Source organism: Pseudomonas kielensis (assembly GCF_014236655.1).
Lineage (GTDB): Bacteria > Pseudomonadota > Gammaproteobacteria > Pseudomonadales > Pseudomonadaceae > Aquipseudomonas > Aquipseudomonas kielensis.
In genome coordinates this window covers 35,839-57,863 of the sequence record NZ_JACMYG010000032.1, presented here as the reverse complement: position 1 = coordinate 57,863, position 22,025 = coordinate 35,839, and the positions used below count along the sequence as shown (strand labels likewise).

General features: G+C 56.2%; 18 protein-coding genes and 3 pseudogenes. 9 read left to right on the top strand and 12 right to left on the bottom strand.

Annotated elements, in window-relative coordinates:
• Positions 1-494: 494 nt before the first annotated feature.
• The 6 genes from H7995_RS23545 to H7995_RS23520 form a co-directional block, all read right to left on the bottom strand.
• The gene (locus H7995_RS23545; RefSeq protein WP_166593140.1) at positions 495-1,823 is read right to left on the bottom strand and encodes an OprD family porin; all 1,329 of its coding nucleotides are present in this window, start codon (positions 1,821-1,823) and stop codon (positions 495-497) included.
• Between the two features lie 108 nt (positions 1,824-1,931).
• Entirely contained in the window at positions 1,932-2,327 is a 396-nt protein-coding gene (locus tag H7995_RS23540; RefSeq protein ID WP_166593139.1) for a PPC domain-containing DNA-binding protein, read from the bottom strand.
• Complete coding sequence (locus tag H7995_RS23535) at positions 2,324-2,875, bottom strand: PPC domain-containing DNA-binding protein (RefSeq protein ID WP_166593138.1); 552 nt, start codon at positions 2,873-2,875, stop codon at positions 2,324-2,326. Before H7995_RS23535 ends, H7995_RS23540 begins: the two co-directional genes overlap by 4 nt.
• Entirely contained in the window at positions 2,875-4,452 is a 1,578-nt protein-coding gene (locus H7995_RS23530) for an acyl-CoA synthetase (protein WP_206684722.1), read from the bottom strand. The genes H7995_RS23535 and H7995_RS23530 overlap by 1 nt, the downstream gene beginning before the upstream one ends.
• On the bottom strand, positions 4,449-5,618 hold the full coding sequence (locus H7995_RS23525) for an acetyl-CoA acetyltransferase (protein ID WP_182341456.1): 1,170 nt from the start codon (positions 5,616-5,618) through the stop codon (positions 4,449-4,451). The genes H7995_RS23530 and H7995_RS23525 overlap by 4 nt, the downstream gene beginning before the upstream one ends.
• Before the next feature lie 208 nt (positions 5,619-5,826).
• On the bottom strand, positions 5,827-6,735 hold the full coding sequence (locus H7995_RS23520) for a LysR family transcriptional regulator (protein WP_166593135.1): 909 nt from the start codon (positions 6,733-6,735) through the stop codon (positions 5,827-5,829).
• A 152-nt stretch (positions 6,736-6,887) separates the two neighbouring features.
• Here H7995_RS23520 and H7995_RS23515 point away from each other — a divergent pair, with 152 nt between their 5' ends.
• The 8 genes and pseudogenes from H7995_RS23515 to H7995_RS23480 all read left to right on the top strand — a co-directional run.
• Positions 6,888-7,958 (top strand): sigma-54-dependent Fis family transcriptional regulator, encoded by a 1,071-nt coding sequence (locus H7995_RS23515; RefSeq protein ID WP_166593134.1) that lies wholly within the window; start codon positions 6,888-6,890, stop codon positions 7,956-7,958.
• Between the two features lie 88 nt (positions 7,959-8,046).
• Entirely contained in the window at positions 8,047-8,829 is a 783-nt protein-coding gene (locus H7995_RS23510) for an SDR family NAD(P)-dependent oxidoreductase (RefSeq protein ID WP_185819015.1), read from the top strand.
• Positions 8,807-9,142 (top strand): annotated as a pseudogene (locus H7995_RS23505) (phage tail protein); the annotation flags it as partial. The gene H7995_RS23510 and the pseudogene H7995_RS23505, both read left to right, overlap by 23 nt.
• A 91-nt stretch (positions 9,143-9,233) precedes the next feature.
• A pseudogene (locus tag H7995_RS23500) lies at positions 9,234-9,602 on the top strand (phage late control D family protein); the annotation flags it as partial.
• A 107-nt stretch (positions 9,603-9,709) separates the two neighbouring features.
• Positions 9,710-10,132, top strand: coding sequence for a TIR domain-containing protein (locus H7995_RS23495; RefSeq protein ID WP_185819014.1), 423 nt, complete (start codon positions 9,710-9,712; stop codon positions 10,130-10,132).
• Positions 10,129-11,100 (top strand): caspase family protein, encoded by a 972-nt coding sequence (locus H7995_RS23490; protein WP_185819013.1) that lies wholly within the window; start codon positions 10,129-10,131, stop codon positions 11,098-11,100. Before H7995_RS23495 ends, H7995_RS23490 begins: the two co-directional genes overlap by 4 nt.
• 21 nt (positions 11,101-11,121) lie before the next feature.
• Positions 11,122-11,646 carry a hypothetical protein gene (locus H7995_RS23485; protein WP_185819012.1) on the top strand — a complete coding sequence of 175 codons (525 nt, stop codon included), beginning with the start codon at positions 11,122-11,124 and terminating at the stop codon, positions 11,644-11,646.
• A gap of 173 nt (positions 11,647-11,819) precedes the next feature.
• Positions 11,820-12,816 (top strand): annotated as a pseudogene (locus H7995_RS23480) (tyrosine-type recombinase/integrase); the annotation flags it as partial.
• A gap of 59 nt (positions 12,817-12,875) precedes the next feature.
• On the opposite strand, the gene H7995_RS23475 reads toward H7995_RS23480, so the two are convergent.
• Positions 12,876-15,326, bottom strand: coding sequence for a DUF4062 domain-containing protein (locus H7995_RS23475; RefSeq protein WP_185819011.1), 2,451 nt, complete (start codon positions 15,324-15,326; stop codon positions 12,876-12,878).
• Between the two features lie 401 nt (positions 15,327-15,727).
• Between H7995_RS23475 and H7995_RS23470 the strand changes: the two genes are divergently transcribed.
• Positions 15,728-17,215 (top strand): site-specific integrase, encoded by a 1,488-nt coding sequence (locus H7995_RS23470; RefSeq protein WP_185819010.1) that lies wholly within the window; start codon positions 15,728-15,730, stop codon positions 17,213-17,215.
• Positions 17,216-17,242: 27 nt separating this feature from the next.
• Here H7995_RS23470 and H7995_RS23465 read toward each other — a convergent pair whose 3' ends face one another.
• The 5 genes from H7995_RS23465 to H7995_RS23450 all read right to left on the bottom strand — a co-directional run bounded on the left by H7995_RS23465 (position 17,243) and on the right by H7995_RS23450 (position 21,989).
• Entirely contained in the window at positions 17,243-18,163 is a 921-nt protein-coding gene (locus tag H7995_RS23465) for a DUF6236 family protein (protein WP_185819009.1), read from the bottom strand.
• Positions 18,164-18,319: 156 nt separating this feature from the next.
• Positions 18,320-18,538: a hypothetical protein gene (locus tag H7995_RS28560; protein ID WP_244647812.1), complete on the bottom strand. Its 219-nt coding sequence runs from the start codon at positions 18,536-18,538 to the stop codon at positions 18,320-18,322.
• A 785-nt stretch (positions 18,539-19,323) separates the two neighbouring features.
• Positions 19,324-19,893 (bottom strand): recombinase family protein, encoded by a 570-nt coding sequence (locus H7995_RS23460; protein WP_185819008.1) that lies wholly within the window; start codon positions 19,891-19,893, stop codon positions 19,324-19,326.
• Positions 19,894-20,332: 439 nt separating this feature from the next.
• The gene (locus H7995_RS23455) at positions 20,333-21,844 is read right to left on the bottom strand and encodes a hypothetical protein (protein ID WP_185819007.1); all 1,512 of its coding nucleotides are present in this window, start codon (positions 21,842-21,844) and stop codon (positions 20,333-20,335) included.
• The gene (locus H7995_RS23450; RefSeq protein ID WP_185819006.1) at positions 21,807-21,989 is read right to left on the bottom strand and encodes a hypothetical protein; all 183 of its coding nucleotides are present in this window, start codon (positions 21,987-21,989) and stop codon (positions 21,807-21,809) included. Before H7995_RS23450 ends, H7995_RS23455 begins: the two co-directional genes overlap by 38 nt.
• Positions 21,990-22,025 lie beyond the last annotated feature (36 nt).

The window sequence follows — 22,025 nt, the reverse complement described above, 5'->3', positions numbered from 1 at the left end:
CCAGAGCCAGATCAAAAGATGGCTGACTTCGTCAGCGTCTTAGGAAGTACAAGCTGCACCGCGCATGCCCTAGCGATCAGGTCGGCTCTAAGGCCGCCTCGCTTTGTTTTTGATCCTGGGCGCCCCGTTAGCCACGCTGGCCGGAGTCCGATATTGATTTGGGGGGTAAACCGGCAGGACGCCGGTTTAGCCGCACTGGGCCAGGGATGGCCCAGTGCGGCGGCCCCCCAAATCAATGTCGGAGTACGGGCATGCCGAGCCTAAGCGAGGCACCGAGTGGTGGGGCAAGAGCGTTTTGCTTACTTTTGCGCCTCTCAAAAGTGAGCCGCTGTAAAAGCGGAACCATAAGTGGCCGTTACCGCAAAAATGGATATGCACTCGGTCTAATCCAATATCCTGATCGCACCACAATTGAGTAGATACCTATGGATCTGCAGGATCGCCAACCCTGACGCCAACTGAAAAGGGGCCCTGTTCAAGCGACCCCCTCGGAATCAGAACAACGCCAGGGTGTAGTTGACCGACACGCGGTTCTGGTCCTGGGAATACTCGCTGGGCACGCCGCTGCGCATCGTGCCGTTACGCCAGCTGAACCCGACGCCCTTGAAGGTACCGCTCTGCACCACGTAATCCAGCGCCAGGTCGCGCTCCCACTCTTTCTCGTCGGACCCGCTCGCCATACGGATATGGGTGCCCTTGAGGTAGGTGACCGACGCCACCAGCCCTGGCACGCCCAAGGAGGCGAAGTTGTAGCCGTATTGGCCGAACGCCGTGCGCTCGCCGGCCCGGGTGAAGCTGGTGATCAGACGGTCAGTGAACAGGTAGATACTGCTGCCGGCCGCACCTTCGTTGGTATTGCCCTGGTTGGCCTGGACAAAATTGCCGCTGTCAGAGACGTTCTGGTAACCGAGCAGGAAGGAGTTGCCACCCAGGGCGTAGGTGAACATCGCGCTCCAGGTGTCGTTGTCGATTTTGCCGGGGGTGTCTCCCAGGCCACTGACCCGGTAGCCGGCGGCCCGACCCGAGGCGGAGTCGTTGCGGCCATCGGCGTCGGTCTTGAAGTAACGCAGGTCGGTGGTCAACGACTGGCCTTCGCCCAACGGCAGCACATGCACCAGGCCGCCGAAATGCTGCACGTAGTAGTCTTCCAACTGGGCCGCGTAGTACTGCAGGGTCAGTTGTTTGCTCAGTTTGTAGTCGGCGCCGGCAAACAGGAACTCATTGCTTTGCTGGGTGCCACCGGCCACCGCGAGCCCCGAACTGTTGGTCGAACCACGGCCGGTCGCATGTTCCAGGCGACCACCGAGCAGGGTCAGGTTGTCCACTTCCTTGGAGGTGATCATGCCGCCTTCGAAGGTTTGCGGCAGCACCCGACCATCGTTGGCCACCAGGATCGGCAACTTCGGTTGCAGGGTCCCGTAGCGGGCCTCGGTCTGGGAGAAACGCACCTTGCCGGTCAGGCCCAGTCGGCTCCAATCGTCCACGGCGCTGCCATCGCTCTCATCCGGAATCATCGAGCTGCCACGGTGATTGCCTTTGCCGCCGTCCAGGCGTACCCCCTGCAGACCCAGAGCGTCGACGCCAAAGCCGACAGTGCCATCGGTGAAGCCGGACTTGTAATCGAGAAAGAAGCCCTGCGCCCATTCGGCGGTCTTGCTTTGCCCGGCGGGACCGGCGCGATCGCGGTAGTCGTTGTTGAAGTAGTAGTTGCGAAAACCCAGGGTGGCCTTGCCGTCCTTGATGAAGTCAGCGTGGGCCAGGGGTGTCAGGAGCACCCCGCTGGTGGCGAGCAAAGACAGGCGAACGAAAGGATTTATTGTCATTGTTGTTTCTCCTAATGGGTGCGGTCGACAATCCGGGGGCGCGGGGCATCAAAGGGCCCGTTGCACCTGGCTTCGACGTTGTTGTTATGGCGATGGCGGGTGAACGTGTCAGTCGGGCAGCCACTCTTGCAGCGTCAGCTCAACCGTGATGAAGGTGAGGTTTTTGCCGCGCTCCAGGCGGCCGGCGAACAGCTTGCCGTCGGCATCGGCCACCACCGCCTGCAGACGACTTGCCCCGCTGAGGATTTCGCCGCTGACGCTGAGGATTTCCACCCCCGGGCCAGGCACATGGATCTGGATCAAGCCTTCGCGCCCCAGGTAGCTCAGTTGCCCGTCAATCAGGCTGCCCAAGCCACCGCGAACCACCGCCAAATCAATACCGTGCTCTTTGCACAGGGCCTCGGCGCTGTCGATGAGGTCTTCGTTGGGTTTGAGGCGGGCGATCACCAGGCGGCCCAGGCGGCCGTCCTGGACCAGGGAATCTTCGGTTACGGCAACGCTCATGACAGCTCCTTGAGGACGGGATGCAGCAGGTTGAAATGGGTTTCCGCGTCAGGCTGCACCTGGTAGGCCACCTGGTCGAACAGGCACAGGCGAATCGTCAGCGGCTCGCTGCCGACAATCAGTTTGTCGAGCACCAGATGCCCGCCGTGCTGCTCGCCATTGCGGTCCAGAAACCCGGCATGGCAATGCAACAACGGCGCGCCCCGGGCATCGCGGCCCACGGTGATGGCGCCACTGATAAAGGTGATGTAGCCGTCCAGGACCACCGGCTGGCCGTAGTCATACGGACGCTCGGGCTGGTTGGTGACAATCATCCGGTGATAGCTCAGGTGCGCGGCGCCGCCACACAGGATGCGGCCCACGGCGCTGCCGTAGCGTCGACCTTCGAGCGCCTTGAGTAGCCCTGCCGCGACGTTGCTCGCCAGGGGCAGGACGATGCGCAGCTCTTCGCAGCGCGGCACCTCCAGGTCCAGCAGTCGCGGTGCCAGGGACGGTCCCTCGTGAATGAAGGTGCGCACCCCGGCACGCTCAGCAAAATGCGGCGTCATCAGGCCACCTCCTGGCGTTCTTCGAGCAACGCGCGGATCTGTTTCTTGACGATCTTGCCGTAGCCCGACTTGGGCATTTCGTCCCAGCGCACAAAACGCTTGGGCCATTTGTAGCGGGCGATACGCGGCTCCAGATGGGCCAGCAGTTGTTCATCGCTGACCTCGCCGGTGGTGACGATCACGGCATAGCCGGACTCGCCCCACTTGATGTCGGGCATGCCCAGTACAGCGGCTTCGGTGACGGCCGGATGGCTGAGCAGGGCCTCTTCGATCTCCCGCGGGTACACGTTGGAGCCGCCGGAAATGTACATATCCGAAGCCCGCCCGGTGATGAACAGATAGCCGTGTTCATCCACATGACCGAGGTCGCCAGTGTGGAACCAGCCGAACTTGAAACAGGCTTCGTTGGCCTGGGGATTGTTGTAGTAGCCGCTGAACACCGCCGGTCCGCGCACGCAGATTTCACCGTCGATACCGGTGTCCAGTTCGTTGCCGGCGTCATCGAGAATCGCCACCTGCATGCCGGTGCGCGGGTAACCGCAGCTACCGACCTTGGCAGTGGGTGAGTCTTCGCTGTCGTGGCAATCGGCGGGCAGCACGGTGATGTTGCCCGTCACTTCACCCAGGCCGTAGTACTGCACCAGGACCTTGCCCAGCTTGCCCAGGGCATGGCGCTGGTCGGCGCGATACATCGGCGCGCCCGCGTAGATCAGGTGGCGCAGGCTGCTGCGGTCATAGCGGTCGACGGCCTCGCTTTCGGTGAGCATCTTGACGATGGTCGGCACGGTGAACAGGTTGTCCACGCGGTATTCCTGCACCAGGCGCCAGGCCTCGTCGCAGTCCAGTTTGTCGCTGGCCGGCAGGATGCAGGCAGCGCCCCGGGCGACGTTGACCAACGCATGGATGCCGGCACCGTGGGACAGCGGAGCCAGGACCAGCGAGCGCGAATGCTGATTCAGGCCCGGCATCAGGTCGGCGATATGGTTGGTGATGACAAACGCCATCTGGCCGTGGGTCAGCACCCCGGCCTTGGGATGGCCCGTGGTGCCCGAGGTGTAGAAAAACCACAGCGGGTCGTGGTACGTCACTTCGGCCGGACGGAAGCTGGCCTGCAGCGCGCTGCCCTCCTCCAGCAATTGCTCGTAGCCCAGTTCGCCGGCGCGGGGCTGACCGATGGCGATGACCTGTTGCAGGCTCGGCGATGCCGCACGCACGGCGTCGACATAATGCTCCAGGCCTTCGTCATACAGCATCGCAACCGCGCCACTGGAACTGCCCAGGTAGGCCGCTTCCGCCGGGGTGATCCGCACGTTGGTCGGCACCCACACGACGCCCAGGCGGAACGCGACCCAGGCACTTTCGAACAGCGGCAGATTGTTGCGTGAATGCACCAGCAGCTTGTCGCCTTTACCCAGGCCGCGCGCGCGCAAGGCGGCAGCGACGCTGTCGACCCGCCGGGAGATGTCTTTCCAGGAGTGCTCACGACCGTTGCGAATGAAGCCCGGCGCATCCGGGTAGCGACGGGCGACCTGGTTGAGCATTTCCCCCAGGTTCATGACGTTGTCGATGCCCATCATTGCGCGCGCTCCAGAATGCTCACGTAGTTGGTCACTGCCGCACCGCCCATGTTGAAGACCCCGGCGCGATCGGCCTTGGGCAACTGCATGTCGCCGGCCTGGCCGCAGAGCTGCATGGCGGCCATCACGTGCATCGACACGCCGGTGGCGCCGATGGGATGGCCCTTGGATTTGAGGCCGCCGGAGGGGTTGATCGGCAGGCGCCCGTCCTTGCGGCTGATGCCTTCGGCGATGACCCGCGCCCCTTGCCCCCGCTCGGCCAGGCCCATGGCTTCGTACTCCAGCAATTCGGCGATGGTGAAGCAGTCGTGGGTCTCGACCAGGGACAGGTCGGCCAGGCTCAGCTCGGCCCGCTGCAGGGCCTGTTGCCAGGCGCGGGCGGCGCCTTCGAAGTAGGTGGGGTCGCGCCTGGACAGCGGCATGTAGTCGTTGACCTGCACCGCGGCCCGGAAGCGCACGGCGTGGCGGCGCTCGCCTAACAGATCCTCGCGGCTGATCACCAACGCGGCTGCGCCATCGGTGATCAGCGAGCAGTCGGTGCGTTTCAGTGGCCCGGCCACGAACGGGTTTTTGGCCGATGGCTGACGGCAGAACTCATAACCGAAATCCCGACGCATGTGGGCGTACGGGTTCAACACGCCGTTGGCGTGGTTCTTGGCCGCGATCATCGCCAGCGCATCGGACTGGTCGCCGTAACGGTCGAAGTAGCTTTGTGCAATGTTGCCGAACACCCCGGCAAAACCGCCCTCGATGTCGGCTTCTTCCTTGGCGTAGCAGCACTTGAGCAGGATCTTGCCCACCTCGGCGGTGGGCAGGGTATTCATCTTCTCGAAACCCACCACCAGCGCATGCTGGCTTTGGCCACTGAGGACCGCTTGCAGCGCCGAATGGATCGCGGCAGAGCCGGTGGCACAGGCATTTTCCAGGCGAACCGAAGGCGTGAAGCGCAGTGCCTCGATGTGGTTGGCCAACAGGGACGAGGGAAAGTCCTGATACACAAAGCCGGCATTGAAATGGCCAATGTGGATGGAGTCGATCTGCTGCGGCGCGATGTCGGCATGCGCCAAAGCGCCAACGGCGGCCTCGGCCATCATCAGCTCGGGATCGAGGTGGTCGAACTTACCGAATGGGGAGTGATACCAGCCTGTGATAACGGGCGATCGCATAAGGGGTTCCTTGCATGAATGATGTTTGCAAGGGCGATAGCAAGAGCGGTGCCAAGGCTTGGCAAGGCCTGCGCAGGCCTTATGGAACGGGGCTTTGCGCGATTCAGATCAGGCCCGGAGCGCTGTCGCCTGGGCAGGAGCGGGAGACACTCCGGGAGACAGGTGTCGCTTCAGGTGTATCGTCTGGGCGAGCGGATTGACCCGCCCGTCACCCTGCTTCAGCCTCGCGCGTCACTTGCAGGCACGCGTGCTGTGCGCTGTCGATGAAAGTGGCGATGCAGGGGTTGTGGTTGTCGGCCTTCCACACCGCCACCACCTCGATGACCGGGGCATCGCGCAACGGTTTGAAGGTGGTGGTGGCCAGGCGCATGTTGCACATCGAGCGCGGCACGATCGCAATCCCCAAGCCTTCGCCCACCAGGTTGACGATGGTTTGCTGCATGTTGATTTCCAGCCCGATGTTCGGGGTGACACCGTGCTGCAGGCAGTAGTTGAAGATCATGTCGTGCAAGGCGGGAGCGATCCGTCGGGGCACGATGATGAAGGTTTCTCCGGCCAGCTCCCGGGGGTCGATCAGTGCCTGTTCAAGGAGCCGATGGCCGGGTGGCAGGACCACGGTCATTTCTTCGCGAAACAGGGTCACGGTTTCCAGGCCGGAGCAGTCCTGCGGACGGTACATGATCGCCACGTCCTTGTTGCCGCTGCTGATGTCCTGGGCCAGGTCCAGGGGCAAGGTCTCGGTCAGCTTCAGGCTGACCTGGGGAAACTGCGCAGCGTAGCGCCGGGTAATCGCCGGCGTAACGCTGTAGGCCGTCGACATCATGAACCCCACCGACAGCTCGCCCGCCGCCCCCCGCGCGGCGGCCAAGGCATTGCGCTTGGCCTGCTCGAACGCGGCAAACACCGTGCCGGTGTCCAGGTAAAAACGCTGGCCGGCTTCGGTGAGCTCCACCCGGCGCCGGGACCGATCAAACAGCCTGACCCCCAGTTCATCTTCCAATAGGGCGATCTGCCGCGAGAGCGGCGGCTGCGAGATATGCAGGCGTTCAGCGGCACGACCGAAGTGCAGTGTTTCAGCCAGGGTGCGGAAATATTGCAGATGGCGGAGCTCGATCATGATGCTCTCAAAGGTATCAATAGATGATTTATTATGGATTGGAAAATATAAGTGTGCCTCGTTATTGTCATTCAACGCCATATCGACGGCTGCATCACAAGTGCGGTGAGTCGACATAGTCACGAGCTATACAATAATAAAAGGTGACGCTGATGCCTTCTGTACACGAAAACCCTTCGTTTACCCGAGCCCACACAACCTCCGCCTACCCTGAATGCGATATTGCCCACGACTCTGACCCCTACGTGCGCCAGGCCTTTCGCCGTGCACTGCGGCTCATGGAGCGCGGCATCGCGGTGCTGATCCAGGGTGAGACCGGGACTGGCAAAGAGGTCCTGGCCCGTGCGCTGCACGAGCACAGCCAGCGCCACGCCGCGCAACTGGTCGCCCTCAACTGCGCGTCCATCCCCGAAACCCTGATTGAAAGCGAACTGTTCGGCTATGCCCGCGGTGCGTTTTCCGGCGCCCTGCCCGGTGGCAAGAAAGGCAAAGTGGCCCAGGCCGACGGCGGCACCCTGTTTCTCGATGAAATCGGCGACATGCCCTTCGAGCAGCAAACCCGCCTGCTGCGGGTCATCGCTGAACGCGAGATCACCCCACTGGGGGCCGAACGCAGCGTGCCGGTGAACTTCGCCTTGATATGCGCCACCCACCAATCCCTGACCCACCTGGTGGAAAACGGCCGCTTTCGCGAAGACCTGTTCTATCGCATTGCCACCGGCGTGGTGCAATTGCCGCCCCTGCGTGAACGCACTGACCGGGCCGAACTGGTGTGCAGCATGGTCGCCCACGAATTGCCCGGGTGCGACCCACGCCAGGTGATCAGTGCCGATGTCTGGCCCCTGCTGCTCGGCCATGCGTGGCCCGGCAACCTGCGGCAGATGCGGGCGGTTATCCGCTACGCCTGCGCGGTAAAGGAAGGCGCGCGCATCCAGCGGTGCGACCTGCCCGGCGATTTCCTCGCCCAAGCCGGCGGTCAGCCTGGGTTGCCGGCCCGCAGCCAGGTGCAGAACGTCACGCCGATTCGCCCGAGCAGGCCCACCGCCGCTCCCGTGGGTGAGCGCGAGGACGTACTCGGCGTGCTCATCGACTGCCGCTGGAACATGACCGCGGCGGCCCGTGCGCTGGGCATCTGCCGGCCTTCGCTGTATCGCGTCCTGCGGCGGCTGGACATCGCGCCGCTGAAGAACCAGTTGGCGCTGGGCAGCTTCGCCCCTTCCTGACGGTTTACCCCCTGCTGTTCATCGAAAAGCCGGCCACTTCCCGTGACTCGGGAAGGCCGACCTGCGCCCAGATCAAGGAATAACAACAATGAATGCCTCAGCCAATTTTGCGCCGATCAGTTTTTCTCTCAAGGGCCGTAACGCACTGGTGACCGGCGCCGCGCGCGGCATCGGCTATGCCATCGCCGTGGCCTTGGGCCAATGCGGCGCCCGGGTCGCCATCTGCGACCTCGACCACGACGCCGCAGAACGGGCCGCCGCCCAGCTGGGTGAGTTGGGCATCGATGCCATCGGCCTGGGCGTGGACGTTGCCGACGAGCAACAAGTGCAGGCCATGGTCAGCCAGGTGGGCCTGGCGTTGGGCAGCATCGATATCCTTGTCAACAACGCCGGCATCGTCTCGACCTTGCCCCTGCTTGAAGTGAGCGCCGCGGAATGGAAGCGCGTCATGGCCATTGACCTCAACAGCGTTTTCTACTGCGCCAAAGCCGTACTGCCCGGCATGATGGCCCGACGCTCTGGACGGATCATCAACATTGCCTCCGTCGCCGGCAAACGCGGCGGCGGCCTGCTGGGCAACAGTTGTTATGCCGCCGCCAAAGGCGGCGTGATCGCCCTGACCAAGGGCCTGGCCCGCGAGGCCGGCCCCTTCAACATCACCGCCAACGCCGTCTCCCCCGCCCTGACCGAAACCGACATGACCAGCACCCTGAGCACCGAAGCACGGGCCAAAGTGCTGGCAGACATGCCACTGGGACGCGCCGGAACCCCCCGCGACATCGCCGCTGCCGTGTGCTTCCTGGCATCGGATGCGGCGGGTTTTGTCACTGGGGAAATTATGGATGTGGATGGGGGGTATATGCGGGATTAGGGGGTGGGGGATGTTCATTTTTAGTTTGCCGACTCTCGCCTACCAGGAACTGCAGCAACATACTGAATGGCGTCACGCTAGCAACAATCACGTTGGCGCGCCCCCTGCACGACAGTTCCTAGGGCACGGAGATGACTCAATCACCCTGCCCGGTATTCTCATTCCTGAGCTAGCGGGCAGCACTCTGAGCCTCGATGCCCTGTGTCTGATGGCGAACATGGGAAAGGCATGGCTCATGGTTGAGGGCAGTTGAAAGATCTATGGCCTTTGGGTGATCAAGAGTTTGAGCGAAACCAATACCCTTTTTTCCAGGATGGAGCGCGCGGTGACTTGGGTTCACCTTGAACCTTGAACCTTGAACCTTGAACCTTGAACCTTGAACCTTAAACGAATCGAAGATGACCGAATTGACCTATACACTGCAGGGCGTAAAGCCTGAGATCGACGAGATAATCTGGTATGACGGCAACGTGCAGCACTCACTCGGCGCTGACAACGGCTACACCGCCAGCCTGGAACTGGAAAGCAAACTGCCCGAGGAAACAGTGGATGGATTGGCGGAAGAGTTCACGGGGGATTACACGGGGATCATCACGTACTACACAGACCAAAAGACTGCAAAGGAAAAAACTGTTACGACTGGGGATAAAAGGAAGCCGAGGCGGTTACGGTGGTTGCATGCAAGTGAAAAAACTACAAAACACGCGGTCGATAGAGAGCATTTCAGACTGGAAAAAGTTATCCGAATAACGACGATCATCCTCAATCAGTAGAATCACTAATAAAAACAGCCAATTACAACAACGCCTTCGTTAGCATTGGCAAAATGCCGCTACACAGGCACACTATCCCTTCATTCATTTTACCAAGGGATTAGAAGATGGCTGAACCACGTGCATTCATCAGCTTCGACGTTGATAACAACAGCACTCACAAATTACTGTTTGCGGGTCAAGCATCGAACTCAAAAACCCCTTTCAAACATGAAGATTGGTCTGCAAAAAGCCCCATGCCGCAAGCCAAGTGGGAAGCCATCGTAAGAGAAAAAATCAACAAGACACATCTATTAATTGTATTAGTTGGCCGCCACATGGCAACAGCAACTGGCGTTGTCAAAGAGATAGAGATGGCACGATCTCAGAACGTCCCAGTTTTCGGCGTGTATGTTGACGGCGCAGACTCCAATAGCACACTCCCTGCTGGACTCAATAGAAATCGAGTAATTCCTTGGACATGGTCAGGTATAGCTGGAGCAGTTACCCAGGTAATGGGAGAAGGGAAAAACCGGGTTGAACCGTCATGAAGAAGGCATTAGTAATCGGAATTAACTACTATGAAAATCTCAACCCGCTGTTTGGCTGCGTAAATGACGCATATGCGGTAAACCAAGTTCTTGAACGGCACATGAACGGTGAACTGAACTTCGACGTAAAACATGTAACCTCAGTGGACGCAGCAACCTCCATCACGCGTAAGGAACTGAAAGAATACATAAGAAAGCTATTTGAAGACGAATGCCAAATAGCACTTTTTTATTTTGCCGGACATGGTCACATTGAGGAAACAGGTGGTTATTTACTGACATCAGAGTGCGCAGATGGAGATGACGGACTAGCACTTCAAGAAATCCTTGAACTGGCGAATTCATCAAAAGCGATTAATAAAATAATAGTACTGGATAGCTGCTACTCCGGCGCCGCCGGCACTCAAAAATCGCTCGGTGAGAAAGCCCTATTAGCTGAGGGCATGACCATTCTTACTGCTTCGACAAAGGATCAGTATGCGGAGGAAGCGAACGGCTCTGGGATCTTTACGTCCTTGTTTGTAGACGCACTAAATGGAGGGGCAGCCAACCTACTCGGGGATATCACGCCGGGCAGCATTTATGCCCATATTGATCAATCTTTGAGCCTCTGGGAGCAGCGACCCGTATTCAAGACCAATGTCAGAGCGTTCACATCATTAAGAAAGGTTTCGCCACCTATTCAACTCTCAGACCTTCGTCAAATCATTGATTTATTTGAAACACCAAATACGGAAATTAAGTTAGATCCCAGCTTTGAACCTCAGCCTCCAGCACCTAACCACGGTATTGCACCGGACCCAGAGAACAACCGAAAATTTGCGATACTACAACAATTGAACCGCCTAAATTTGGTCAAGCCAGTTGATGAAGACCACATGTATTTCGCTGCAATGAATTCAAAATCATGCAAATTAACAGTGCTCGGCGAGCACTATTGGAAACTAATAAACAACAAAAGAATTTAACCAGAAGCAAGGAATACATACTTGACTAACGAACAACTTTTCCAGCATTATGAAAAAATATATTTTCACGAACTATCGAGAAAAGAACAAATTTTTTCTAGACTTAGCATCCCGCTGGCTACTATTATTGCAATCGCGGGCTTTTACTCTGTAATCATTACAGGTGATAGAGCCGCGCTAACACTGGGCGCTAAAATATGGTTCCTAACAATCATAGCAATATCGATATTCGCATTGGGCATAGGGATTTATTTTTTTATTGATGCACTCCTGGGTAAGACCGATGAAAACCTGCCCGCGCCTAACACCATTGAAAAGTACCGCCTAGACTTAATCGCATACTACAGCGATGAAAAAGACCCAGATACAGTAGTAACCGAACAACTGCACAAATACTATTACGAAAACTACATGAACTGTGCAACAATATGCACAATAAATAACGACAGAAAAAGTTCAAGCTTGTACTACTGCAATGTATTCCTCATACTCGCAGCAGGAATTGCCGTTATTGCATACGCTGTGATTACAATACCAAAACTTTAGGAGTAAATAAAATGGCGCAAAAACCACCACCGCCACCGCCTCCACCAACTCGAAACGTAAGAGGCGATGTTCGTCCGCCCCCTCCTCCACCGCGCCCGACAACGCCACCAGTTAGACAGAAATAAAAATTCAACCCGGCATTGACAGGTTGAATTTATTTTATCCTTGTGTTTTACCGCCGACACTTTCCAGAGTCGAGCAAATTGATCGAAAGCACATTCTGGCATTACTTGGACCTCTGGCTGACGATCAAGAGCAACAGCGTCGCGGCAACGTCTTTTCGAGGATACAAGAACAAGGCCAAGGTCCATGTGCGGGCGCGCTGGGGTGACATTCAGATAGAGCGGATCGACCACCTGGACCTGCAAGAGTGGATCCAGGGGTCGCTTTCGAAAAGACTCAAGAACAAAACCATTCGCGACATCATCAGCAATGTCCGTCAGTTGTTTAGGCTCTACCGCACCCGTAAAAAGGTTGCACACGATCTTACTGAGGGGTTGTTCGTCCGTCTTCCCGATCCCGAAGCCCCTGTCCCGTTTACCCGGGCGGAAATAAAGCAGACTCTCGAAACGCCAACATCGCACTCAGGAGCTGCTGATGGTGCAGCTCATGATTTGGGCAGGGCCGCGAGTTTCGGAGACCACTGCGTTGGCCTGGGAGGATGTCGACTTGAACCTTGGCACGGTGACATTTCGCCGATCCAACGTGCGCGGTGCTTAACGGGTGACGAAAAACCCACGCTCGATACGTAAGGTGCGGCTGCTGGAGCCTACATGGGATGCGCTGCGCAGGATCGATGCGATGAGCCCGGCCAAAAAGGCGCAGACGGTCGATATCGTTGCGCGGAACAACAAGACCGTTCGGCAGCACAAGCTGCACTTTGTGTTTCTGAACACCAAAAGCGGTCTTCCGCATGTGAGCGATTTCGTTGTGCGTGATCGGTTCTTCAAGGCGCACTTTTGCGCGGCCGGCGTTCGGTATCGCGGACCTGGCCAATGCCGGCATACCTATGCCAGTCAGTTGCTAACCACTGGCGTCGCTTCGATCGATTGGATTGCCGAACAGATGGGGCATACCAACGGAAACATGATCCGTCAGCACTATGGTACATGGATCAATGAGGACGGACCGGATGTGGTGGGGATATTACAGTTGGCATTAAAGCTATAACCGGCTGATTCAACGACTGCAATACTAAACAGGGCGCAATTTATTGCGCCCATCGCGAGTTACGCTTCCGATAAAGCCTTCGCTGCTGCGCGCAACATTAAGTCTCTAGGGACGGATATACCAAAGTCGAACCAATGAATCACATTGTAATAAAACTGATCGGCGGCCATATAATCATTCAGAAACGATGTTGACCGGTTTCGCGGAAAGGCGCGAATAAACTTCAGCGAAGTCATCTTCCTCACACTTTCAATTTCCGACCGAATGAGAGAATCTATTACTTCATCGGCGAGTCCTCTGAAAGACTTGTCCGGAATCAATGGAATAATTTGTGCCAGAAGAGCTCCAGGCATTTCGGTGACCAATAGGTCATTCAATCTATGTTTACCGAGTGTATACAAGGTACGCGCCGCGCACTCATACTTGGTGCTATTCACGCTTGAAAGTAGCGATGCGAATCGTCGACCGGAGTCTGGTCGTTCGAGCGATGCGATTACTAGAGGAATGTCGCACCATTGACCAAATTTCGCGAGGTACAGAAGGTCTAGAGCTGCATAATCGACGCCACCACTCGCCAGCATCAATCGAACAAGCGGCAAGTCAGCCACATCGAGCTTACTGCAGATGATGTTCAAGCCTTCACGAGTGAAATTGTTACGCAAGTATTTATCAATCTTATTTGTCTGCTCAAAAAAATTAGCCGGCATAACATGTCGATTGACCTGTTCCTCTACTAAAGTCTCGAAACGCTCCTCGAATCGATTGGCCACCACCTTGCGCAAGTCGTCGCCACGTGACTTAAAGTCACGACGGACCAACGCGAAGTAGGCGTTCTGATCGAAAATTGCCAGTCGTTCTTCTTCCTCGAGTTGCGCGACGGTCAAACTGTCGAAGTACCCCTTGGTATAGCGCTCGAAAACGGCCTCCCCTTCCGCATCGGAATGCATAGCAAGAAGGCCCCCTGAGGCTTGGTTCTTGCGCACTAGAACCGATTTCGCCTGCTCTGTGGAATAGCTCCGTCCACTTGCAATAAGCGCTTGCAGAGCTTCATAGCGCACATTTGCATCACTGTCGTTTAACAATGGCTCAGCGACAATCGCGCTGAGGGCCCGTCGCTTTTGCAGTAACTTGACGACCGTGGACCGAACCAGTGCATTGCGATGACTGAGGCCACGCAACAAGATTTCATCGTCAAACTCACTTTCGTGACTGAATAGAGCGTCGAGCAGGTTCTGCGTCACATTACTTGGTTGCAAGCTGTAGAGCACCTCCAAAGCTGCGCGACGATCATCTCGCAATGTGATGCGGATCACGGCGTTCGCTGCCGCGCTAGCCGTCTGTGTCTCGTTCAGAGCAAACTCTTCATTTATTGTGGGCAGATCTGACGGTTCGCCACACTCGCTTAGATACTCCAAAGCAGCGATTCGCACAGCTATTTCGGAAGGCTTAGCAAACCATAGCGGTACGATTTGCTTGCGCCCCAACTCATCTTCCTCTGCGATCTTTTTCGCGATCAAGCGCATAGCCTTCAATGCACCAACACGCTGCTCGGTGGTGCCGACGACAGAGGTAATGGGCAGTATGTTGCTTTTGAAACCGTCAACTGCTGCAATCCAATACCAGAGTGGTACATTCTCATGTTTAAGGTGCACTAGCCCGCCATCAATCAGTTCGATTAATTCGCGTCGGCCGAATTCGAACTTTTTTCGCTTTCCGAAGAGTAGGTTAGCATCGTGCGATCCTAACGACTGTTGGTCGTTGCCGTGGACTGCCGTGACGAGGGAAAGCAATCTGACACGCGCCACGTCGGCAGCAGCCAGAGGGTGCTCATCATTCGCTTTTTCGACCGCACTCATGAAATCACGCAGAAATCTAATGCCCTCTACTGACAATGGAGCTTTAGGTCCGGGTTCGCTCGCAGACGTTGTATGCGTATCTGCTGAAGGGGCTTGATCCTTTTCGGTCTCTGATGCCGTATCTTGACTGGCGAGTGAAATGACGTATCCCTGTATGCACTTGCGAAACTTACTTTCGAAGTCACGTACATCTGCGAAGGTGCCAGCTAAGAGTTTTTTCTCGGCAAAAACTTGCTCTTTGAAGGCAACAACCTTCTTGAGGTGATCCCCAGGATCGGCGAGCAACGAGGGGTCGAGATCTTTCAGTAAAAGATTGATTTCAGGACGGCCATGCTCCGCGTTTCTCGCCATCGCCCGATGAAACTCCTCTTCAAAGCCAGAGGTGTAGGTTTCCGTTCCCGGCGGCGTTCCCCATCTCTTCCAAAGCATGCCAATGAAGAGATCACACCCGTCAAGATCTCGATTGATGATCGCTTGCGGCCGACCAACACCGAGAAGTGTGTCCTCCCAACCCACCAATTCGACTTGGCATCCGAGCGCGTCCGCTAACTGACTATTGAAATCTTCAACAATGACTTTGGCGATCTTACGTTCTTCGGACAGATCGCCTGGTGAGGCAAGAAATACCTTGATGAACCGTCTTGTTCCCGCCATTGCCTATTCCACCTATTCCATGTCCGTGTTGAGTCTTAACCAATCTTACAGATGCAAGTGGCCTCCTGCAGCTGACCGGAGATATCCTCTATGCGCCTCGCTGCCCGCGTTCAAATGAGCACGGCCACAACGCTAACCAAGCCTTGCAATACTGCGCACCAGAATAGCGCACCAGTCATATCAGTCCCACGGGCCTTTTTCCAGACGCCAGAAACCACAAACCCCCGACTTTCTCTAGGAAAATCGGGGGTTTGTGTTTGCAGAATGTGGCGGTGAAGGAGAGATTCGAATTTAACACCCCTTCCGACCAATAAGACCGTAAAGCGGGGCTTTCAGCGTGATTAGTAGTACAATCGAGTAGTACAATCCGTTGTACCACTCCACTACTTCACGGCGCACCAATGGCAGACAATCTGATTCAGAAGAAAGGCGAATCCACGTGGTATGTCCGGTTAGCAGTTCCTACTGACGTACAGAAAATCATTGGCTGCAAGGTGCGGGTTCAGTCATTGAAGACGGGACTCCGCAAGGAAGCAATGGATGCACGTCTCCCCTACCTCACCCAGTGGAAGGCAGAAATAGAAGCAGCCAGAGCACAGGCACAGGCGCTCAAGGAGAACTGGCGCCCCGAACTGGCAACGCTGGCTGGTGAACTCGACTCCCGTATCAGTGCGAATCTGATTTCAGCGTCCAAAAGAACCCTGACCTTTGGGGAGCTTGAGCCAGAGGAGAGAGAGGCTCGCAAACAGATGGTTCTCAATGAACTTCGTCTCGCCATAAGTGACCCGGGGGCAGTGCCGGACATTTTCGCCCTTCTCGAAAAAGGAACTAAAGCCGGTAGCACGTTAGATAAGGTGCAAGGTATGGCAGATTTTATGCGAGCAGTAACGGCACACATAGCCACATCAGAGTATGACCTGAGCCCAACCGAGGCAGCCGAAGCGAAGGCGATAGTCCAAGATCCAACCGTGTACAAACCGAAGTCTCCAATCACCACAACCCGTCTGAAGACCTACCGAGAGTTCCGGGAGAGTCGTGGTGGCGATCAAAAACACGTCGATCAGCAAGTGGGCAAAATGGAGCGGCTATCGGCCTTCCTCAAGCAGGAGGGGCTGTCACTCAACTTCGACACAGTAGATGCATGGCTGAAATCGTTGGATCGTGCACCAGCTACGTTAGGTCAATACCTCATGGCTGGTACTGCGTTCTGGAAGTGGGCAACGAGGTACGACCCTGCTTGGCGTGAAGAATATAAAGACAAGGTAAACCCGTTCATAGGCCACGAACTGCCACAGGGTGGAGGCTCCGAGATAGCAGGCCAAGACAGGGAAATCTACACGCGGGACGATACCCTCAAGCTGCATCAAGCCGCACTGAACAACAAAGATAAACCACTTGCAGACCTCATCTCACTGGGCTGGTACACCGGGGCCAGGATCGAGGAACTTTGCCAACTCAGCAAAGACAGCGTGATCACTGTTGACGACATTCAGTGCTTCGACTTCCCGCAGAGCAAAAGCAAAGCAAGCAAGCGTGTGGTGCCAATTCATCCCAGCTTGCTGCCTACAATAGATCGCCTGTGTGAAGACACCACCGATACCTTCCTGATCCCTACTGAATCCGCTGACAAGTATGGCAAGCGCTCTCATGCAATTTCCAAGGCGTTTGGCAGGCTACGTAAAGCAGCAGGGTTCAGCCCTCTCCACGTCTTCCACAGTTTCCGTCACACCGTAGTTACTGAGCTGATCAGGGCGGACGTACCAGATGCCTTGGCAAAAGAACTGGTCGGGCATGAGACGGGCTCAGTGACGCACGACGTGTATTCGAAAGGTGCAAGCACAGCACAGAAGCTAGCAGCGATCTCCAAACTACGTACTCTGCCTACCTGATTCAGGCGGATCAACCGAGTGCGCGGCCTAAAAACTACCCAACTCTTTGTGCATCCGGTACGCATATGCGTAAGGCCCAAGGTCTCGTTTGAGACCTACAAGCTTCGGCTTCGCAGAGACCGCGAATTGACTCGCGACTCCCGCTGCGAGAGCGATCACTTGACTAGCTCCCGGGAGCATTGTGTCAATGCCTGATAACCATGTTGTTCCACTGGCCGCTAGTGAAGTCTTCATCATCTTCTCGACATCGAATGAGAACTCAAAACTCTTGTCAGCCAGGACTATTGGGAACTGCCATTCAGTGCTGACTTTCAACACATCGCTGCACGCCTTGTCGATGTCGCCTTTAGAAAGCTCGATAAATTCAGCAGGATCGTTTGATAGCTTCGCTTTCGACTCCAACCTCTCTAATTCAACCCGCAAGAGCAACAGTTCGTCCTTACGCTTTTCCTTGAACTCCAAAATTTCTGGTAACGGGACGTCCCCCTGAGGGATGGGAATACACCGCAACAGCTCGATGCTGAGTGCTTGTGACGGCGAACTTTCGTCACGCTGATAAGAGAGTGAGTTTTCCCCCTCCAGCAACGCCCAAGCTCGCGGCTGTTTTTCGCTTAACTCTTGATGCGCCTTGAGTACACCGGCCAGCAATCCCTGAGCAGCATCCCCCATCACAGTGTAGTTAGGTCGCTCCAACACTCCGACAGAAGCCAGATAGCTTTCGTCTGGACCGTTTGAAAAATGTATAGTCCTAGACGACGGCCAAACTAACTTGTCCCAGTAAAGCAGCCCGTATCGCAACTCCTCATGATGAAGTCTGCTTTGCTTGACGAAAAGTTTGGAGCCAGAAATCTCCATGGGACAGGTCATGACTAGTCCACGAAACTTCTGTTCATCTCGGACCATCCCCCAGAGAGGGTCGGTCGACTTTCTTTGCTTGGCTTGGCCCATGAACTAATCCCCGACTCCAATGGTGACAGACACCGCGAGTCAAAATGATATCACGCCCGCACTGCACGAATTCCTTGAGCATGTACGCAAAAACTGAGCAGCCTGAAAAAACACTGCGAGGCCCATCGCTTCCAATGGCACCCAACTTTCTGGTACCTACGACTGACGTAGCCGCATTATGGCGTCTGTGATGCCTTGAGCATTCGCGTCCAGCGTAGCCATGGCTGCTGTTGCGTTTGCGACAACACTCCCCACTCCATTCTCGGCTAGCCACTTGGTCACCTCTTCAATGGCCGCACAGATGGCGTGCTGGTTGTGTAGGAGCAGTGTCAGTGCGTCCGCTGTGGCGATGTTGGCTTCTGAGTTATTTGGCATGACAATCGTCCTTGAGTGATGGTTCTGGAATCCTAGTTCATCTCGCCGCTGGCCGGGTCAGGCGACATTTCGACTTCCAGCGATACCGATGGCATAGTGTCATCATCTCGCCACATCACGGATGTCACATCAATGCGAAAGCCCCTCCTGTTACTTAGCGCCTTACTGTTGACTGCCTGCAGTAATCTGTCGATTGATGAGATGCGAGAACAGCTTCCAGCAAAGACCTATACCAGTGAGCGTACACCTGATGACTTCACTGAGTGCGTGGTGGGAGTGTTCAACAGCAATGCGCGTGGATTTGAAATGATTCGATTCGACGGTGCTAAAAGTTATCGTCAAGGCGGTCGAACGACCATAACTGCGGAAACAGGCTTTCCGATGTACATCCTAGACATCACGCCCAGCGGTGGGGGTGGGACTGGCTCTCTTATCCAGGAACGAACTTTGGAGAGAATGCCTATTGGCTACCTCAAGCGGTTCCAAGGGCTGACCACGAGTTGCTTGAGTTAAAGCAGCCACTCGGACTTAACAGGCGACACTCTCCACAGCCGGCGATACCTGAAATTTCCTAAACGGTGTGCTGCGTTCCACCAGGATCACTCGCGAGCTTTGGCCTTGAATATCAGAGGGGGTATCTGGAGGATTGCTGAAACCCCACTCAGGCTAGGTCGGCGCTTAACCCCTTATAGATCCCACAGGCAGTCCTCCACCGCTGACTTTAGAATATCGTGGACATGAAAAGCCCCGCACTTGGCAGGGCTGTGGTATTCGCTGAAAGAGGGTCAGGCCTTGTTCCAGTGCCGTTTGACGGTAGCAATACCGATCTTGAGGTCACCAGCCACTTGAGCCTGCGTCATATCCTTTGCCTTGAGCCGCTGCACTGCCTCTGTGGTATCTGTCGCCTCTGGTCGCCCTAGCTTCTTACCTTCGCTCTTGGCACGTTGCAAGCCTGCCTGTGTGCGTTCGATCAGTAGGTCACGCTCAAACTCAGCCACAGCCCCCAGCACCTGCATGGTCATCTTGCCTGCGGCACTGGTGAGGTCTACACCGCCTAGGGCGAGGCAGTGAACACGGATGTCACGGCCTGCCAACATCTCAACAGTCTGGCGTACGTCCATTGCATTACGGCCTAGGCGGTCAAGCTTGGTCACGATCAGCACGTCTCCCGCTTCCATGCGATCTAGCAGCTTCTGGAAGCCTGCACGCTCACTAGTAGGGATGCTGCCTGAGATAGTCTCCTCCACTACCCGGCTGGCCTGTACGTCGAAGCCAGCAGACTTCACTTCCTGCACTTGGTTTTCTGTGAACTGGGTTGAGGTGCTGACGCGGCAGTAAAGAAAGGTGCGAGACATGATGGGTGACTCCACTGGTATCACTTAAGGTGGCATCAGCGTATCAAGGGATCAACAAATAATAAAGCCTATTTATATGATCCCGCATACCGCCTGTCTGGAAGGTATCGTTTAACGGTCGTTTGTTGGTACTAACCGCAGTGTCACTGGGAGAGGACGCCTCTAGCGGTAGGTGCCACATCCTGAGCGGTTTGCTCATATTTACTGCATTAGGAGCCAGCAACTCTGCTGCTTCCGCTGGGAAGCTGTACAAAAAAGGTATTTGGCTTGACCCTGTAGCGACATCGCCCCGTAGATAGGGGACTTGGCGGGGATATGGGGTGTGAGGGTGACCAGAAAGGCGGGATTGGGTGATGCGGGAGATTGGATGTGGGATTAGATACTTGATAGTTATTTGAGCTGGCCCCACTTTTGGGGAGTGCTCACTTCTGAGCGCTCCTCATGCTGCTAGTGGATATGGCTCTTCTGGCACTACTGGTGGGAACTCCAGATAGGCCGGGTAACGCTGGAACGGCTTGTTGTAGTGTGTGAAGCAGCGTTGGTTCATGTACTGCTCACGCCCCTGCTCTATCGCTGCCTGCAAGCTCCGCAGAACGCCATCCTGAGCGGCAAACAGTTGCGACTCAGTGCAGATACCTACGTCTAGCAGCGCCTGCCATGTACTCTCAAGCGAGCTGTATAGGCTATCGATATAGTTCAGCCAGTTTGACCCACAGGCTTCCCAGCTCGATTCATCGGGGGCACGCACCACTGGCACCAGAGTTTGCAAGTGAATGCGCTCTTCTAGCTGGGCCTCTAGTGCTTCCCCGTCGATGCTCAGGCCCTGTAGTGCGTTATGGGCTGCCTCTGTAATCGCCTTAATCAACGACTCCCGGTCAGCCTCCAGCAGGCTAGCGGGTGTTCTCCATGGTCGCTGGGGGTGGCAGTACTGTAGTGGCGTCCATGCCGCATTCGCCAGCGAGAGGAAACGGTTACGGGCCTTGCCTTGTGCATCGTTGATTTGAGCAAGGTAGATACCCAGCAGTCGCACCAGCGACAACATGAACCGGCAGTTCTCCCTGTGTTTGCCCTCAGGCAAATCCGCAGAGAACCGCTTCAGTTCGTCGTGCATCACGCCCAACTCTGAATCTGGTGGGCAGTTGCTGAAGAGGAAGTCTTTGTTCTTCTCCCGGCCTTCCTGAATAGTTTCCAGTGCCTGCAACTTGTCCATCTTCAACGACTCAAGCTCCGTCAAGGTGTAGTGACGGTCTAGCGGTTCGTACAACTCGCTACCCTGACGCTTGTGAATTGCCCGGGCCAACCGGAGTCGTGCAGTCCGCTGGGGCATCTTGTCCAGTTCATCGAGGAAGGTATCCAGCTCATCACCAAGGAAGTCGCCAAGCTTCTGTAGCCGCTGATCTAGTGTCATGTCGGGGGTGATGTTCCACTTCCGCTTCCGTGCAGACTTTGGCAATGATTGTCCGGCCCAGGAATTGACGGGCTTATCACTGTGCTGCTGGTTCAGGTAGTCGAGGCCAGCGAACAAGTTCAGTGAAGTTGTCAGGCCCGTGGAGCCATCACGCCCCTTGAGGCCCTGCACATGACAGAGGTGATATGAATCTTTGCCGTGGCCTTTCTCGACCCAGCCGTACCGCTTCTTACGGTAGTTGTGTAGGGCTAATAGCTGGTGAAGGCCAGCAGCATCGATGCCCTGATAGGTCTGGACGGTGCCTGCTCGCTCAGCCTGCTCAATGAACCAAAAGCCGAAGGCATTCTCTAGAAGGCGTGCTTTCCGACGCGCAATCTTTGCGTCTCTGGCTGTGACCTTGGGTGCAGCTGCTGCCCGCTGACTCCTCTTCTTGCACGAGGCTCTACAGGTGGTGCGGCCACCGGGCCGACGATTGAACATTGCTCCGCAGTTGGTGCAGGGAAACTCAAGCTGCTTGCTGGTGGTTACGGCTGTTGTGTGCATCTTTGTCCACGCTTCTTGGGATCAGGTTCAGTGTTGCAGCCTCTGTGATGAGCACGTTCAGGCCATGTGTCGGGTTTGTGATGTCGCGCGCCTGCATGAATGCCAGCAGCCGCTCTGTGGATGAATCGTTGAGGGAAATCCTCATGGTTGTTACTCCTCAAAAGGTGATTTGTGCAAAGTC

Bases quoted from the DNA above. Each gene is read 5' to 3' on its own strand.
- H7995_RS23535 (WP_166593138.1), bottom strand. From the start codon at position 2,875: ATGACGCCGCATTTTGCTGAGCGTGCCGGGGTGCGCACCTTCATTCAC.
- H7995_RS23460 (WP_185819008.1), bottom strand. From the start codon at position 19,893: ATGTCTCGCACCTTTCTTTACTGCCGCGTCAGCACCTCAACCCAGTTC.
- H7995_RS23520 (WP_166593135.1), bottom strand. From the start codon at position 6,735: ATGATCGAGCTCCGCCATCTGCAATATTTCCGCACCCTGGCTGAAACA.
- H7995_RS23455 (WP_185819007.1), bottom strand. From the start codon at position 21,844: ATGCACACAACAGCCGTAACCACCAGCAAGCAGCTTGAGTTTCCCTGC.
- H7995_RS23490 (WP_185819013.1), top strand. From the start codon at position 10,129: ATGAAGAAGGCATTAGTAATCGGAATTAACTACTATGAAAATCTCAAC.
- H7995_RS23525 (WP_182341456.1), bottom strand. From the start codon at position 5,618: ATGCGATCGCCCGTTATCACAGGCTGGTATCACTCCCCATTCGGTAAG.
- H7995_RS23465 (WP_185819009.1), bottom strand. From the start codon at position 18,163: ATGGGCCAAGCCAAGCAAAGAAAGTCGACCGACCCTCTCTGGGGGATG.
- H7995_RS23470 (WP_185819010.1), top strand. From the start codon at position 15,728: ATGGCAGACAATCTGATTCAGAAGAAAGGCGAATCCACGTGGTATGTC.
- H7995_RS23545 (WP_166593140.1), bottom strand. From the start codon at position 1,823: ATGACAATAAATCCTTTCGTTCGCCTGTCTTTGCTCGCCACCAGCGGG.
- H7995_RS23450 (WP_185819006.1), bottom strand. From the start codon at position 21,989: ATGAGGATTTCCCTCAACGATTCATCCACAGAGCGGCTGCTGGCATTC.
- H7995_RS23530 (WP_206684722.1), bottom strand. From the start codon at position 4,452: ATGATGGGCATCGACAACGTCATGAACCTGGGGGAAATGCTCAACCAG.
- H7995_RS23495 (WP_185819014.1), top strand. From the start codon at position 9,710: ATGGCTGAACCACGTGCATTCATCAGCTTCGACGTTGATAACAACAGC.
- H7995_RS23510 (WP_185819015.1), top strand. From the start codon at position 8,047: ATGAATGCCTCAGCCAATTTTGCGCCGATCAGTTTTTCTCTCAAGGGC.
- H7995_RS23540 (WP_166593139.1), bottom strand. From the start codon at position 2,327: ATGAGCGTTGCCGTAACCGAAGATTCCCTGGTCCAGGACGGCCGCCTG.
- H7995_RS28560 (WP_244647812.1), bottom strand. From the start codon at position 18,538: ATGCCAAATAACTCAGAAGCCAACATCGCCACAGCGGACGCACTGACA.
- H7995_RS23475 (WP_185819011.1), bottom strand. From the start codon at position 15,326: ATGGCGGGAACAAGACGGTTCATCAAGGTATTTCTTGCCTCACCAGGC.
- H7995_RS23515 (WP_166593134.1), top strand. From the start codon at position 6,888: ATGCCTTCTGTACACGAAAACCCTTCGTTTACCCGAGCCCACACAACC.